This is a genomic window from Streptococcus sp. K0074, from assembly GCF_048843365.1.
GTDB classification, from domain to species: domain Bacteria; phylum Bacillota; class Bacilli; order Lactobacillales; family Streptococcaceae; genus Streptococcus; species Streptococcus mitis_BM.
Map to the genome: position 1 here is coordinate 709,054 of NZ_CP184836.1, position 16,326 is coordinate 725,379.

A 16,326-nucleotide genomic window follows, 5' to 3' on the forward strand; every position below is an offset into this window, starting at 1 on the left:
AGACTGTACAGGATAATTTGGCTTTTTGCCATTATTCTAGAGAAATGTTATTTCACAGACTGACTAAAAGGAGACACAATGGCAGACCGAGGCTTACTAATCGTTTTTTCTGGTCCTTCAGGGGTTGGAAAAGGAACGGTTAGAAGAGAGATTTTTGAGAGTTCTGAAAACCAATTTCAATACTCTGTATCGATGACGACACGCGCACAACGTCCTGGAGAAGTGGACGGTGTTGACTATTTCTTCCGTACTCGTGAAGAGTTTGAAGAGCTGATTCGTCAAGGACAGATGTTGGAATACGCAGAATATGTCGGCAACTACTATGGAACTCCTCTGACCTATGTCAATGAAACCTTGGACAAGGGAATCGATGTTTTCCTTGAAATTGAGGTTCAAGGAGCTCTTCAGGTCAAGAAAAAGGTTCCAGATGCTGTCTTTATCTTCCTGACACCACCAGATTTGGATGAATTACAAGATCGTTTGGTAGGTCGTGGAACAGACAGTGCAGAAGTGATTGCCCAACGAATCGAAAAAGCCAAGGAAGAAATTGCGCTTATGCGTGAGTATGATTATGCGATTGTCAACGATCAGGTGCCCCTAGCTGCTGAGCGTGTCAAACGTGTGATCGAAGCAGAACACTTCCGTGTGGATCGTGTCATTGGTCACTATCAGGAGATGTTACCAAAATCTCCAACTACTCGATAAAATTTAGAAAATAGGTATAAGCAAATGATGTTAAAACCCTCTATTGATACCTTGCTCGACAAGGTTCCTTCAAAATATTCACTCGTAATCTTGGAAGCAAAACGTGCCCACGAATTGGAAGCAGGTGCGCCAGCAACTCAAGGTTTCAAATCTGAAAAATCAACTCTTCGCGCTTTAGAAGAAATTGAATCAGGAAACGTTACGATTCACCCAGATCCAGAAGGTAAACGTGAAGCAGTGCGTCGCCGTATCGAAGAAGAAAAACGCCGCAAAGAAGAAGAAGAAAAGAAAATCAAAGAGCAAATCGCTAAAGAAAAAGAAGATGGTGAAAAAATTTAAGGTTGGGGGGACTCAATCTTATTTTTTCTATTGCAAGAATGTACTGATAAGGAGGAGGTGAGAAGATGGCCATAGCCAAGATTATCGTAGATGTGCCTTTGATGCAGACGGACCAACCCTATAGTTACAGGATTCCTGAGGAATTTGAGGGAATGCTGGAAGTTGGAATGCGGGTACATGTGCCCTTTGGTAAGGGCAATCGCTTGATTCAAGGGATTGTTCTTGGTTTGGAGTTCCAATCAGATACAGAAGAGATGGAGCAAGATTTAAAAGATATTGCAGAGGTGCTGGATTTTACTCCTGTTCTCACGCAAGAACAACTCTGGCTGGCTGAGGAGCTCCGCAAGTCTGTCTTCTCCTACAAGATCTCCATCCTCAAGGCCATGCTTCCAGGATTTCTGAATTCTAGCTATGACAAGATTCTCTATCCTAAGGCAGGTCTGAGTCAGGAGGATCGAGAGCGCTTGTTTGGTTCAGAGGATTCACTTGCTTTTTCTTCTCTGGATTTAGCTAAGCAAGCTGAAATGATGCGATTGACTAGAAAAGGTCTGCTTGGTCTGGAATATCAGGCGATTGACCAAAAGAAGGTCAAGACCCAGTCCTGGTATGAGGTGAATCTTGCTCAATTAGAAGGTGTTGAGATTTCTGCACGTGCCAAGAAAAAGTTGGAGCTGAGAGACTATTTGCTGTCTCATCCAGAGAGTGCTTCCTTGGCTAGTTTGCTAGAGTCCTACTCGCGGGAGCAAGTTAACTTCTTTGTGGAACAAGGCGCTGTTACCATAGTCCAAAAGGAAGTTCAACGCTCGGCTGCTTATTTTGAAGGAATTGAAGCAAGTCAGCCTTTGGGGTTGAATGCAGAACAAAGACAGGCGCGTGATGCGGTTGTGAGTGCGATCGGTAGTCACCAGGCTCCCTTCCTCCTTCAAGGGATTACAGGAAGTGGGAAGACAGAAGTTTACTTGCAGATTATCCAAGGAGCTTTGGACAAGGGCAAGACAGCTATTTTGCTGGTACCTGAGATTTCTCTGACTCCACAGATGACGGAGCGTTTTATTGCTCGATTTGGTGAGAAAGTGGCCATCCTTCACTCAGGTTTGTCTAATGGTGAAAAGTATGATGAATGGCGCAAGGTAGAACGTGGCGATGCCCAAGTTGTTGTTGGCGCCAGATCGGCCATCTTTGCTCCGTTGAAAAATCTGGGTGTCATGATTATCGATGAGGAGCATGAAGCGACTTATAAGCAGGACAGTAATCCCCGTTACCATGCCAGAGAGGTAGCTATTTTACGGGCTCAGTACAATCAAGCAACTTTGGTACTTGGTTCAGCAACTCCTAGTCTGGAAAGCCGTGCACGAGCTGGAAAAGGCGTTTATCAACACTTACGTCTAACCCAACGGGCCAATCCTTTGGCTAGGATTCCTGAGGTTCAAGTGATTGACTTTCGAGACTATATCGGACAAAATGAGACGTCAAACTTTACGCCTCCTTTGCTAGAAGCCATCCAAGACCGTCTGAATAAAAAAGAACAGGTGGTTCTCATGCTCAATCGTCGTGGTTATTCTAGCTTTGTCATGTGTCGGGAGTGTGGGACGGTGGATACTTGTTCCAACTGTGACATTTCCCTAACCTTGCACATGGATACTAAGACCATGAATTGCCATTATTGCGGTTTCTCCAAGGATATCCCTCAGGTCTGTCCTAACTGTAAGAGCCGTAGCATTCGTTACTATGGGACGGGAACTCAGAAAGCCTACGATGAACTAGCAGAACTCTTTCCTCAGGCCCGCATTCTGCGGATGGATGTAGATACGACGCGCAAGAAAGGAAGTCATCAAGCTTTGCTTGACCAGTTTGGGCGAGGAGAAGCAGATATTTTACTAGGTACTCAGATGATTGCTAAGGGATTGGATTTTCCAAATGTGACTTTAGTCGGAGTTCTAAATGCGGATACGGCCTTGAATCTGCCTGATTTCCGTTCCTCTGAGAGAACCTTCCAACTTTTGACTCAGGTGGCAGGTAGGGCAGGACGTGCTGAAAAAGCTGGTCAGGTCTTGATACAGTCCTACAATCCTCAGCACTATGCTATTCGATTTGCCAAGGATCAGGACTACGAAGGCTTTTATGCCTATGAAATGGGTATTAGACGACAACTAGGTTATCCGCCTTACTATTTCACTATTGGCATTACCCTTTCTCACAAGAAGGAAGAAGAGGTAGTCAAACGTGCCTATGAAGTCATGAATATTTTGCGGTCAGGCTTGTCTGAAACCAGTAACATTCTGGGCCCAACGCCCAAACCCATTGCCCGTACCCACAACCTCTATCATTACCAGATTTTAATTAAATACCGTTTAGAAGATGAGCTGGGGCCGACTCTAAATCAGGTTCTGGCCTTGACTCAAGAACGGGAAAATAGTGAGCTCCGTCTCAGCATTGACCATGAGCCACAGCAATTTTTATAAGAAGGAGAAGATATGACAAAACTAATCTTTATGGGGACACCCGACTTTTCAGCAACAGTCTTAAAAGGACTTTTGACAGATGACCGTTATGAGATTCTAGCTGTTGTAACCCAGCCAGACCGTGCTGTTGGGCGTAAAAAAGTTATCCAAGAAACCCCAGTCAAGCAGGCTGCCAAGGAGGCAGGTCTTCCTATTTATCAACCTGAAAAACTATCTGGAAGCCCAGAGATGGAAGCTATTATGAAGCTAGGAGCAGATGGAATTGTGACTGCTGCTTTTGGGCAGTTTCTCCCAAGTAAACTCCTTGATAGCATGGATTTTGCGGTCAACGTTCACGCCTCCCTCCTTCCTAAACACCGTGGTGGTGCTCCGATCCATTACGCCTTGATTCAAGGGGATGAGGAGGCTGGTGTGACCATTATGGAAATGGTTAAGGAAATGGATGCAGGAGATATGATTTCTCGTCGCAGTATTCCTATCACGGATGAGGACAATGTCGGAACCTTGTTTGAAAAATTGGCGCTAGTTGGTCGTGATTTGCTTTTGGACACTTTGCCTGCCTATATTGCTGGGGAAATCAAACCTGAACCCCAGGATCCAAGTCAGGTCACTTTCTCGCCAAATATCAAGCCAGAGGAAGAAAAATTGAACTGGAATAAAAGCAATCGTCAACTTTTCAACCAAATCCGTGGGATGAACCCCTGGCCTGTTGCCCATACTTTCCTTAAGGGTGACCGCTTTAAGATTTATGAAGCTCTAGCTGTAGAAGGTCAGGGAAATCCAGGTGAGATTCTCTCTATCGGCAAGAAAGAATTGATTGTCGCAACGGCAGAAGGTGCTCTATCCCTTAAACAAGTGCAGCCAGCAGGTAAGCCTAAGATGGACATTGCTTCCTTCCTCAATGGAGTTGGACGTACATTGACTGTAGGAGAACGATTTGGTGACTAAAGTAGAAACGGCTAGAAGTTTAGCCCTAGCGGTATTAGAGGATGTCTTTATCAATCAAGCATACTCAAATATCGCCTTAAATAAGCATCTCAAGGGAAGTCAACTCTCGGTAGCAGACAAGGGTTTGGTGACCGAGCTGGTCTATGGAACGGTAGCCCGTAAACTGACTCTGGAATGGTACCTATCCCACTTTATTGAAGACAGAGACCGGTTAGACAGTTGGCTCTATGTCCTTCTCCTCATGAGTACCTACCAGCTACGCTATCTGGATAAGATTCCAGACCATGCTGTGGTCAATGAAGCAGTGGAATTAGCCAAAGTCCGTAAAAAGGGCAGTGAAAAATTGGTCAACGCTGTCCTTCGCCGTATCCTGCGTGAAGGCTGGCCAGATATTGCCAGTATCAAACGAAAAAACAAGCGTGATTCCATTGCCTATTCTCTCCCGGTTTGGCTAGTTGCCAAGCTCAAGGAAGAATACGGAGAAGAGCGAGCGCAAGCTATTTTTGAAAGCCTTTTGGTGCGCAACAAGGCCAGCATTCGTGTAACAGGCCTAGGTCGAAAAGAGGAAATTCAAGCCTTGTTGGAGGCCAGTGATTCCTCCTTGTCTCCTTCTGGTCTCGTCAAGGAGCAGGGGCATTTTGCAGGCCATGATTTGTTTGCGGAGGGAGCCATTACCATCCAAGACGAGTCTAGTCAGCTGGTTGCTCCGACGCTTGATTTACAAGGTGATGAGCGAGTGCTTGATGCCTGTGCGGCTCCAGGTGGGAAAACAGCCCATATAGCCTCTTATCTCACGACAGGTCAGGTTACGGCTTTGGACCTTTACGATCACAAGTTGGACTTAATCCAAGAAAATGCCCAACGTCTGGGAGTTGCAGATCGGGTTCAAACGCAAAAATTGGATGCCAGAAAGGTGCATGAGTTTTTTGGGCAGAATTCCTTTGACAAGATTCTAGTGGATGCTCCCTGTTCAGGAATCGGTCTTTTGCGCCGAAAACCAGATATCAAATACAATAAAGAAACGGCAGATTTCGCGTCCTTACAGGAAATTCAGCTAGAAATATTAGGTAGTGTTTGTCAAACACTACGCAAAGGTGGTATAATAACTTATAGTACCTGTACTATTGTCTCAGAGGAGAATTTTCAAGTCGTTGAGGCGTTTTTAGAAAGTCATCCTGAGTTCGAGCAGGTAAAACTAGAACATGAATGTAAGGATATCATGAAAGACGGCTGTATCCTCATTACACCTGAATTGTATGGAAGTGATGGATTCTTCATCAGTCAATTTCGTAAGATATCGGATTAGGAAGGAACTGACATATGGAAATTTCAATATTAACGGATGTTGGTCAAAAACGAACAAATAACCAAGACTATGTCAACCACTACGTCAACAGAGCAGGTCGTACTATGATTATCTTAGCTGACGGGATGGGAGGACACCGTGCAGGAAATATCGCGAGTGAAATGGCGGTTACAGATTTAGGTATCGCTTGGGTAGATACCCAAATTGATACCATCAACGAGGTGCGTGAATGGTTTGCTAACAACCTTGAGATGGAAAATAAAAAGATTAACCAATTGGGGCAAGATGATGCCTATAAAGGAATGGGAACAACTCTTGAGGCTGTTGCTATTATTGGCAATCAGGCTATCTATGCCCATATTGGGGATTCTCGTATCGGTTTGATTCGTGGGGAAGAATACCACCAGTTAACGAGCGACCATTCTTTGGTCAATGAATTGCTCAAGGCAGGTCAATTGACACCTGAAGAAGCTGCTAGCCATCCACAGAAAAATATTATTACCCAGTCAATCGGTCAAAAAGATGAAGTTCAACCTGATTTTGGAATGATTACCCTTGAGTCAGGAGACTATCTCTTGCTCAATAGTGATGGTTTGACTAACATGATTTCAGGTAGTGAGATTTGTGATATTGTAACCAGTGATATTCCTTTGGCAGATAAAACAGCGACGCTTGTGCGTTTTGCTAACAATGCAGGAGGTTTAGACAACATTACGGTTGCCCTTGTTTCTATGAACGAGGAGGATGCAGAATGATCCAAATCGGCAAGATTTTTGCCGGACGCTATCGGATTGTGAAACAGATTGGCCGAGGAGGCATGGCGGATGTCTATTTGGCCAAGGATTTAATTCTAGACGGAGAAGAAGTGGCAGTAAAGGTCCTGAGGACCAACTACCAGACGGACCCGATAGCTGTAGCTCGTTTTCAGCGTGAAGCGAGAGCTATGGCAGATCTAGACCATCCTCATATCGTTCGGATAACAGATATTGGTGAGGAAGACGGTCAACAGTATCTTGCAATGGAGTATGTTGCTGGACTAGACCTTAAACGCTATATCAAGGAACACTATCCTCTCTCTAATGAAGAAGCGGTCCGTATTATGGGACAAATCCTCCTAGCCATGCGTTTGGCCCATACCAGAGGAATTGTTCACCGGGACTTGAAACCTCAAAATATCCTCTTGACACCAGATGGGACTGCCAAGGTCACAGACTTTGGGATTGCTGTAGCCTTTGCAGAGACAAGTCTGACTCAGACTAACTCTATGTTGGGCTCAGTTCATTACTTGTCACCAGAGCAGGCGCGTGGTTCGAAGGCGACTGTACAGAGTGATATCTATGCCATGGGGATTATTTTCTATGAGATGCTGACAGGCCATATCCCTTATGACGGGGATAGCGCGGTGACCATCGCCCTTCAGCATTTCCAGAAACCACTGCCATCGGTTATAGCTGAAAATCCATCTGTGCCTCAGGCTTTGGAGAATGTTGTTATCAAGGCAACTGCCAAGAAATTGACAGATCGTTATCAGTCAGTTGCAGAGATGTATGTGGACTTGTCTAGTAGCTTGTCTTACAATCGTCGCAATGAGCCTAAACTGGTATTTAATGATACTACTAAGGCGGATACCAAGACACTACCAAAGGTATCTCAGAGTACCTTGACTTCGATTCCTAAGGTGCAAACACAAAGTCCGAAGCCACAGACTGCGAAGCCGAGTCAGCAGGTTTCAGAAGACAATTACGCAACCAAGTCTGTTAAGAAACGGAAATTTAGAGTTCGTTATATGATTTTGTTGGCCAGCATTGTATTGGTGGCAGCTTCTCTTATTTGGATCTTATCCAGAACTCCTGCAACCATTGCCATCCCAGATGTGGCAGGTCAGACAGTTGCGGAGGCCAAGGAAACGCTCAAGAAAGCCAATTTTGAGATTGGCGAGGAGAAATCAGAGGCTAGTGAAAAGGTGGAAGAAGGGCGGATTATCCGTACAGATCCTGAAGCTGGAAAGACTCGAAAAGAAGGTTCGAAAATCAATTTGGTTGTCTCATCAGGCAAGCAATCTTTCCAATTGAGTAACTATATCGGCCGTAAATCGACAGATGTTATAGCAGAACTCAAGCAGAAGAAGGTTCCTGAAAATCTCATCAAGATTGAGGAAGAAGAATCAAGTGAGAGCGAAGCAGGAACTGTTCTCAGACAGAGTCCAGCTGCTGGAACAACCTATGATTTGAGCAAGGCCTCAACGATTACCTTAACCGTTGCTAAGAAAGTAACCAGCGTTTCTATGCCAAGTTATAAAGGATCTAGTCTTGAATTTACTAAAAATAATCTTATTCAAATTGTTGGGATTAAGGAAGCCAATATTGAAGTTGTAGAAGTGTCGACAGCTCCTGATGGAACTGCTGAGGGTACAGTCGTTGAACAGAGTCCAAAAGCGGGTGAAAAGGTTGATTTGACTAAGACGCGTGTCAAGATTTCAATCTACAAACCAAAAACACCACCGTCAACGTCATCATCAGCACCATCCCAACGTGGAAACCAAGGTTCTACTACGACACCAAGTCAGGGGAACCAACAAGGAAATCAACGAGGGAATGCAGCTACTACGACTCAATCAAGCAGTGAAGACAACCACGAAAATTCTCGTGATTAAACGAATCTTTGTCATGATTTCATGGCAAAGATTTTTTTTGACTCCAGATTTGTGATAGAATAGAAGGAGTTGATAAAAGGAGGAAAGCATGGAAGAATCAAAAGAATTAAATGCCGTTATTGATGTGATTATGTTAGCGGGGACTATTCTCCTTAAAAGTGGCTCAGAAATCCATCGTGTAGAGGATACCATGATTCGTATTGCGCATTCGCAGGGGATTGTGGATTGTAATGTTCTTGCCATGCCTGCCGCTATCTTTTTCTCGATTGAAAATACCAATATTTCGCGTATGAAGCGCGTGACCTCCTCTTCTTATAACATCGAAAAAGTCTGCGATGTGAACCAGATTTCTCGTCAGTTAGTAGGTGGAAAGCTTGATTTAGAAACAGCCTTCAAGCAATTGACGACTTTACAAACTCAACCCCTTCCCTATACTAAGTTGCAGGTAACTTTGGCTGCGACCTTTAGTGCCCCTTTCTTTTCAGTTATGTTTAGTGGAAATATCTACGACGCACTTGGGGCAGGAGTGGCTACCTTATTTGGTTTTGCCTTTTCCCTCTATGTGGAAAAGTTTATCCGAATTCCTTTTGTAACAGCATTTGCTGGAGCCTTTGTCTTTGGGATGATAGCTCAGTTTTGGGCGCGCTACACAGGCTTTCCCTCAACGGCAGATTTGATTATAGCTGGTGCGGTCATGCCTTTTGTACCAGGAATTGCCTTGACCAATGCGGTTCGTGATATTATGACCAACCACATAAACTCTGGTATGAGCAAGATGTTTGAATCTCTGCTCATTACCCTTGCTTTAGGGGCAGGAACTTCTGTCGCCTTGGTATTGATGAACTAATATGACACTAACAACCTTTTTATTACAAGCAGTAGCAAGTCTTCTTGCCATTATCACTTTTCTAATCGTACTCAATGTGCAACGCTCCATGCTCTTACCTGGAGGGATTTTGGGCATGGCTGTCTGGCTGATTTATCTCTTGCTCAAGGAACCGACCAATGTTATTGTGGCTACTTTTATTGCAGCCATTATCGGTTCTTGTATCAGCCAGATTTTAAGTATTCTTTATAAGACACCTGCTGTGGTCTTTATCTTAGCCATCTTGGCACCTCTAGTTCCGGGTTATCTTTCTTATCGGACAACTGCCTTTTTTGTGACGGGAGATTACAGTCACGCCATTGCCAGTGCAACCTTGGTTGTTATGCTGGCTTTGGTGATTTCCATTGGAATGGCTAGCGGAACAGTGATTCTCAGACTGTATTCTCACTTACGAAAACAGCATAAAAGTTAGATTCATAAGGGACTTGATTTGGTGAATCAAGTCTTTTTTCTCTCTTTTACTGCCATTTGTGATAAAATAGTATAGAACGATTTTTTACAATGAATGATAAAACAGAGGTAAATATGACAATCGGTATTGATAAGATTGGTTTTGCGACCAGTCAATATGTCTTGAAATTACAAGACTTAGCAGAAGCGAGGGGAATTGACCCTGAAAAATTAAGCAAAGGACTCTTACTCAAGGAATTGAGTATTGCGCCCCTAACTGAGGATATCGTGACCTTGGCGGCCAGTGCAAGTGACTCTATTTTAACTGAGCAAGAAAGACAAGAAATCGATATGGTCATTGTGGCGACTGAGTCAGGAATTGACCAGAGTAAAGCTGCGGCCGTCTTTGTGCATGGTTTGCTGGGAATCCAGCCTTTTGCTCGTAGTTTCGAGATTAAAGAAGCCTGCTATGGAGCGACAGCTGCCCTTCATTATGCCAAATTGCATGTGGAAAATTCTCCAGAGTCCAAGGTTTTGGTCATTGCCAGTGATATTGCCAAGTACGGTATTGAAACTCCAGGAGAACCAACTCAGGGTGCTGGCAGTGTGGCCATGTTAATTACACAAAATCCACGCATTATGGCCTTTAATAATGACAATGTGGCTCAGACTCGTGACATCATGGATTTCTGGCGTCCAAATTACTCAACAACTCCTTATGTAAATGGTGTCTATTCTACCCAACAATATTTGGATAGTTTGAAAACGACTTGGCTTGAATACCAAAAACGCTACCAGCTTACTTTGGATGATTTTGCGGCTGTTTGTTTCCACTTGCCTTACCCTAAATTAGCGCTAAAAGGCTTGAAAAAAATCATGGATAAGAGCCTGCCTCAAGAGAAAAAAGACCTCTTGCAAAAGCACTTTGACCAGTCTATTCTTTACAGTCAAAAGGTAGGGAATATCTATACAGGTTCCCTTTTCCTTGGACTTTTGTCTCTCTTGGAAAATACAGATAGCTTGAAGGCTGGCGATAAAATTGCCCTTTATAGTTACGGAAGTGGTGCTGTGGCTGAGTTCTTCAGTGGTGAATTGGTTGAAGGTTATGAAGCTTATCTGGATAAAGACCGCTTGAACAAGCTCAACCAACGAACTGCCCTGTCTGTTGCTGACTATGAAAAAGTCTTCTTTGAGGAAGTAGACTTAGATGAAACAAACTCTGCCCAGTTTGCTGGCTATGAAAATCAAGATTTTGCCTTGGTTGAAATTGTTGACCACCAACGCCGTTATAACAAGGTTGAAAAATAATGAAGATAAGTTGGAATGGATTTTCTAAAAAATCATACCAAGAGCGCCTTGAGTTGTTAAAAGCTCAGGCGCTCCTTAGTCCTGAGAAGCAAACTAGTTTGGAGCAGGATGAACAAATGAATGTGGTTGTTGCAGACCAGCTGAGTGAGAATGTAGTGGGAACTTTTTCTCTGCCTTATTCGCTGGTTCCAGAGGTTCTTGTCAACGGTCAGGAATACACCGTTCCCTATGTAACAGAAGAACCGTCTGTGGTTGCAGCGGCCAGCTATGCCAGCAAAATCATCAAGCGTGCAGGAGGTTTTACTACACAAGTCCATAAGCGTCAGATGATTGGGCAGGTAGCCCTTTATCAAGTTGCTGATCCTGAACAAGCGCAAGAGAAGATTGCCGGCAAGAAAGCAAAGCTCTTGGAACTTGCCAATCAAGCCTATCCTTCCATTGTTAAACGCGGGGGCGGGGCGCGTGATCTGCATGTCGAGCAGGTTAAAGGTGAAACAGACTTTCTCGTTGTTTATCTCCATGTCGATACCCAGGAAGCCATGGGAGCCAATATGCTCAACACCATGCTGGAAGCCTTGAAGCCAGTCTTAGAAGAACTCAGTCAGGGACAAAGTCTTATGGGGATTCTGTCCAACTACGCGACCGATTCTTTGGTGACGGCAAGCTGCCGCATCGCCTTTCGCTATTTGAGTCGTCAAAAGGAACAAGGACGAGAAATTGCGGAGAAAATTGCGTTGGCTAGTCAGTTTGCGCAGGCTGATCCTTATCGAGCAGCCACCCATAATAAAGGGATTTTTAACAGCATTGATGCCATTTTGATTGCTACTGGTAATGACTGGCGTGCCATTGAAGCAGGGGCCCATGTCTTTGCCAGTCAAGATGGAAGCTACCAAGGTCTTAGTAGCTGGACGCTGGACCTTGAAAGAGAAGAATTGGTCGGTCAGATGACCTTGCCCATGCCTGTAGCGACCAAGGGTGGTTCTATCGGCCTCAACCCTCGTGTGGCCCTTAGTCATGAATTACTGGGAAATCCTTCTGCCAAAGAATTAGCTCAGATTATTGTTTCTATCGGACTAGCCCAAAACTTTGCGGCCCTCAAAGCTTTGGTCAGCACAGGGATTCAGCAAGGCCACATGAAATTGCAGGCCAAATCCTTGGCACTCCTAGCAGGTGCCAGTGAGGCCGAAGTAGCTCCCCTAGTCGAGCGCCTCATCGCAGATAAAACCTTTAACCTAGAGACAGCCCAGCGCTATCTCGAAAACTTAAGATCATAAAAAAACGGCTCTTTGTCAACTGTAGTGGGTTGAAGAAAAGCTAATATCTAGAAAGGACAAATCTCGTCCTTTCTTTTTTGATGTTCAGAGCGATAAAAATCCGTTTTTTGAAATTTTCAAAGTTCCGAAAACCAAAGGCATTGCGTTTGATAAGTTTGATGAGATTATTGGTTGCTTCTAATTTGGCGTTAGAATAGTGTAGTTGAAGGGCGTTGACGATTTTCTCTTTGTCCTTTAGAAAGGTTTTAAAGACAGTCTGAAAAAGAGGATGAACCTGCTTTAGATTGTCCTCAATAAGTCCGAAGAATTTGTCAGGTTCCTTGTTCTGAAAGTGAAAAAGCAAGAGTTGATAGAGCTTGTAGTGGTGTTTCAAGTCTTCTGAATAGCTCAAAATCTTGTCTAGAATCTCTTTATTCGTTAAGTGCATACGAAAAGTAGGGCGATAAAATCGTTTATCACTCAGTTTACGACTATCCTGTTGAATGAGTTTCCAGTAGCGTTTGATGGCCTTGTATTCATGGGATTTTCGCTCAAATTGATTCATGATTTGGACACGGACACGACTCATAGCACGGCTTAGATGTTGGACAATGTGAAAGCGGTCAAGAACGATTTTAGCGTTAGGAAAAAGTTTACTGGCAATATCGTAGTAAGGGCTAAACATATCCATCGTAATGATTTTCACCTGACAACGAACAGCTCGCTCGTAGCGCAGAAAGTGATTTCGGATGATAGCCTGTGTTCTGCCTTCAAGAACAGTGATAATGTTGAGCTTGTCAAAATCTTGTGCAATAAAGCTCATCTTTCCCTTTGTAAAAGCGTACTCGTCCCAGGACATAATCTCAGGGAGGTAAGAAAAATCAGACTTAAAACGGAAGTCATTGAGCTTACGAATGACAGTTGAAGTTGAAATAGCCAGCTGATGAGCAATATCGGTCATAGAAGTCTTTTCAATCAGCTTTTGCGCAATCTTTTGGTTGATGATACGAGGAATTTGATGATTCTTCTTGACGAGTGAGGTCTCGGCGACCATCATTTTCGAGCAATGATAGCACTTGAATCGACGCTTTTTCAGGAGGATTCTAGTAGGCATACCAGTCGTTTCGAGGTAAGGAATTTTCGACGGTTTTTGAAAGTCATATTTCTTCATTTGATGTCCACAATCAGGACAAGATGGGGCATTGTAATCCAGTTTAGCGATGATTTCCTTAAGTGTATCCTTATTGATGATGTCTAGAATCTGGATATTTGGGTCTTTGATATCGAGTAGTTTTGTGATAAAATGTAATTGTTCCATATGAATCTTTCTAATGAGTTGTTTAGTCGCTTTTCATTATAGGTCATATGGGACTTTTTTTCTACACAAAAATAGGCTCCATAAGATTCATAGGGGATTTACCCACTACAAATATTATAGAGCCAAAAAAACTCAGACAAATTCAGTCTGAGTTTTCTTGTGCTTAAATGCTTTTTCCTGGTAAAAGAGTAACTGGTAAAAAGTAACCAGTTGTCGCGACTTCCTTGCCTTCGATTTTTTGCAAGAGGAGGTCAACAGTGAGGCAGGCAATTTCTTCCAGAGGTTGCTTGATAGTAGCCAATTGAGGATAATAATTCTCGATAAAGTAGGTCCCATCATAGCCGATGACTTTAAGCTCTTCTGGGACAGAAATGCCCAGTTCTTGAGCAATTTTAATAACCAGAATAGCTGTCAAATCATCTGAAGCAAAGATGGCATCTGGCTTTTGTCGAGTCAAGATATTCTTGATTTCCATTTCTTTTCTGACGGGAGAAAAGTCACTGGAAACATTGATAATAGGAGCTTTTGGGAGTACAGATGCAAAACCAGCGTGGCGCAGTCCGGTTGGCGAATTGGAATTGTCATTACCTGTAATCATAATGATAGACTGGGCGCCTGTCTTAACCAAGGTCTGAGCAGCAAGGAACCCACCAGCATAGTTATCAGAGGAGACGACAGGGATGTCTGGAGACAGGTTTCGGTCAAAGGAAATAATCGGTGCTGTCACGCGATTATAGTCTTCAATTCCCAAGTTATGACTACCAGAAATGATACCGTCCACCTGATTGGCTTCCAACATTTCGATGTATTCGCGTTCCTTCTCGGAATCGTGCTCACTGTTGCAGATGATGGTCTTGTAACCATTTTTGAAGAGCTGATGTTCCAGCTTGTCAATCAATTCTGCGTAGAAAACGTTGGAAATATTGGGGAAAATCAAACCGATTAACTTAGCTGATTTTCCTTGCAGACTACGAGCCAGGTTGTTGGGTTTATAGCCCAATTCTCGCATGGCTTCATTGACCTTTTGAATGGTTTTCTCTGATAAATAGCCTTTTTTATTGATAACCCGAGAAACGGTAGTAGGGCTGACACCTGCAAGTTTGGCGACATCAGTTAGTTTTGCGACCATAATCTAATTCATAGTAAGTTCCAGTTGGGTTTCCAGATTTGATGAGGATCCCATTTTGGTCCGCATGTGGGAAGACACGACCAGAAAATACTTTTTCTCCTTTATTGATGAAAATTTCAAAGACAGAGTTATCGATGAAGATTGTAGCAGTAGTAGCCTGATTCTCGATAGGGCAAGAACGAGTAGTTCCAAATTCTTGGGCATACTGTTCTCCAGCTTGGCTACGATCTACTGTCACTTGACCATTTACAAGGTCAAAGTTGATGGAAAGTCCCTTGCCTTCTTTATCAGCAAGTAAGACAATCTCGCTCTGGCTATTGGCTTCCAAGTTGAGTTCAAGTTCGTAAGTGTTCTTGGTTTGGACACGGTTTGAGAAGGCTTCTTCAGTAGCACGAAGGTCCTTGATAGCTGCGACTGGGTATTGGTAGAGTTTGCTGTCTTTGATAGTCAATTCTTTGACCAAAGAGAAGGTTCCTTGATGGTCAAAACGGTCAGATGGGTAAGAAACATCAGGCAAGCCAAGCCAGCTAACAGCTAGAGCACGTCCATCAGGAGCGTTGAAGGCTTGAGTTGCATAGGCTTCGAAACCATAGTCCATGTTTTGAAGTTGAGACACATCTACCATTTTGGCATTTTCAGGGTCAAAGGAAGCCCCAATCTTATACATATTTGGATAGATATTATCGTAATCTAGAACTTTCTTATCCAATCCTTGTGGGCAGTAAAGAAGGACAGGTTGCTCCCCTACAAAGATCAGATTTGGGCATTCCATCATATAGGCAGTGCGGTCGTTAGCAAAGTCAAGGTCGCCAACAGCTTGCCAGTTTGTGTAGTCGTTGTCAATAGCTTTGTAGAGACGAACGAAGCCTTTTTTCTCCAAATCTTGTCCACCGACGATGGCATAGTATTGACCTTTAAAATTAAAAATTTGCGGATCGCGGAAGTGGTCTGTAGAGTCTGCCGGCTGGTCAATTAAGATCTTGTCAATCTTCGTAATATTGCCTTCCTTATCCATCAAAGCCCCAATCTGGTATGGGTGACGGATCCAATTTTCATCGCGGACATTTCCTGTATAAAATAGGAATAAGTTATCGCCAAACTGCATGGCAGAACCAGAGTAGGCACCGTGGCTATCTAATGGAGTGTCAGGCAAAACTTTGACTCCAGTTTCTGTGAAATGAACCAAGTCCTCACTTTCCAATTGAACCCAAGATTTCAAACCGTGGGCTGCACCAAAAGGAAAGTTCTGATAAAAGACAATCCACTTCCCATCAAAGTAAGAAAAGCCATTGGGGTCATTGAGAAGTCCTGTTTTTGGCTCAACATGGTAATGAGTATGCCATGGAGATTGTGCCATATTTTCTTTTATATGTTGAATTTCTTCTTGCGTCCAATCTTGATAAAGTCTGTAACGACGCTCAGTTGTCCATTCCATTCATTCATTCCTCCAAAAATCTTATCACTTTTAATAGTAACCGTTTTCGGAAAAAAAAGCAAGCCTTTTATGTTAAAAAAGAGAAAAAACTGTCAAACGTTTATCACAAAATAAATGCAGGAAATCAATCAAATTTTCACGAAAATATGAAAGAGAATGAAACAAAACCCTTTTAAATAAGATTTTAAACTTAT

Annotated in this window: 14 protein-coding genes; 11 read left to right on the top strand and 3 right to left on the bottom strand. The window is 43.4% G+C overall.

Annotated features, from left to right (window positions below; all coding sequences use genetic code 11):
* Positions 1-78: 78 nt before the first annotated feature.
* The 11 genes from gmk (at position 79) to ACN076_RS03560 (ending at position 12,271) form a co-directional block, all read left to right on the top strand.
* On the top strand, positions 79-705 hold the full coding sequence (gene gmk / locus ACN076_RS03510; RefSeq protein WP_000775041.1) for a guanylate kinase: 627 nt from the start codon (positions 79-81) through the stop codon (positions 703-705).
* 24 nt (positions 706-729) lie between these two features.
* Positions 730-1,044 carry a DNA-directed RNA polymerase subunit omega gene (gene rpoZ, locus ACN076_RS03515; protein WP_000979235.1) on the top strand — a complete coding sequence of 105 codons (315 nt, stop codon included), beginning with the start codon at positions 730-732 and terminating at the stop codon, positions 1,042-1,044.
* 65 nt (positions 1,045-1,109) lie between these two features.
* Positions 1,110-3,506 (top strand): primosomal protein N', encoded by a 2,397-nt coding sequence (locus ACN076_RS03520; protein ID WP_420790133.1) that lies wholly within the window; start codon positions 1,110-1,112, stop codon positions 3,504-3,506.
* A gap of 12 nt (positions 3,507-3,518) precedes the next feature.
* A complete protein-coding gene (gene fmt, locus ACN076_RS03525; protein ID WP_420790134.1) occupies positions 3,519-4,454 on the top strand; it encodes a methionyl-tRNA formyltransferase in 936 nt (311 codons plus the stop codon).
* Positions 4,447-5,760 carry a 16S rRNA (cytosine(967)-C(5))-methyltransferase RsmB gene (rsmB, locus tag ACN076_RS03530; RefSeq protein WP_420790135.1) on the top strand — a complete coding sequence of 438 codons (1,314 nt, stop codon included), beginning with the start codon at positions 4,447-4,449 and terminating at the stop codon, positions 5,758-5,760. Before fmt ends, rsmB begins: the two co-directional genes overlap by 8 nt.
* A 14-nt stretch (positions 5,761-5,774) precedes the next feature.
* Positions 5,775-6,515, top strand: a complete 741-nt coding sequence (locus ACN076_RS03535; RefSeq protein ID WP_420790136.1) for a Stp1/IreP family PP2C-type Ser/Thr phosphatase — start codon at positions 5,775-5,777, stop codon at positions 6,513-6,515.
* Entirely contained in the window at positions 6,512-8,413 is a 1,902-nt protein-coding gene (gene pknB / locus ACN076_RS03540; protein WP_420790137.1) for a Stk1 family PASTA domain-containing Ser/Thr kinase, read from the top strand. Before ACN076_RS03535 ends, pknB begins: the two co-directional genes overlap by 4 nt.
* Positions 8,414-8,501: 88 nt before the next feature.
* Positions 8,502-9,260 (top strand): threonine/serine exporter family protein, encoded by a 759-nt coding sequence (locus tag ACN076_RS03545; protein ID WP_153226634.1) that lies wholly within the window; start codon positions 8,502-8,504, stop codon positions 9,258-9,260.
* A gap of 1 nt (position 9,261) precedes the next feature.
* A complete protein-coding gene (locus tag ACN076_RS03550; protein WP_125443542.1) occupies positions 9,262-9,711 on the top strand; it encodes a threonine/serine exporter family protein in 450 nt (149 codons plus the stop codon).
* A 113-nt stretch (positions 9,712-9,824) separates the two neighbouring features.
* Complete coding sequence (locus tag ACN076_RS03555) at positions 9,825-10,997, top strand: hydroxymethylglutaryl-CoA synthase (protein WP_185756862.1); 1,173 nt, start codon at positions 9,825-9,827, stop codon at positions 10,995-10,997.
* Complete coding sequence (locus ACN076_RS03560) at positions 10,997-12,271, top strand: hydroxymethylglutaryl-CoA reductase, degradative (protein ID WP_203175985.1); 1,275 nt, start codon at positions 10,997-10,999, stop codon at positions 12,269-12,271. The genes ACN076_RS03555 and ACN076_RS03560 overlap by 1 nt, the downstream gene beginning before the upstream one ends.
* Positions 12,272-12,311: 40 nt before the next feature.
* Here ACN076_RS03560 and ACN076_RS03565 read toward each other — a convergent pair whose 3' ends face one another.
* From ACN076_RS03565 to ACN076_RS03575, 3 genes are all read right to left on the bottom strand, one after another.
* Positions 12,312-13,568: an ISL3 family transposase gene (locus tag ACN076_RS03565; RefSeq protein ID WP_420789534.1), complete on the bottom strand. Its 1,257-nt coding sequence runs from the start codon at positions 13,566-13,568 to the stop codon at positions 12,312-12,314.
* 163 nt (positions 13,569-13,731) lie between these two features.
* Complete coding sequence (locus ACN076_RS03570) at positions 13,732-14,697, bottom strand: LacI family DNA-binding transcriptional regulator (protein ID WP_203175987.1); 966 nt, start codon at positions 14,695-14,697, stop codon at positions 13,732-13,734.
* Complete coding sequence (locus ACN076_RS03575) at positions 14,678-16,132, bottom strand: sucrose-6-phosphate hydrolase (protein WP_203175989.1); 1,455 nt, start codon at positions 16,130-16,132, stop codon at positions 14,678-14,680. The genes ACN076_RS03570 and ACN076_RS03575 overlap by 20 nt, the downstream gene beginning before the upstream one ends.
* Positions 16,133-16,326 lie beyond the last annotated feature (194 nt).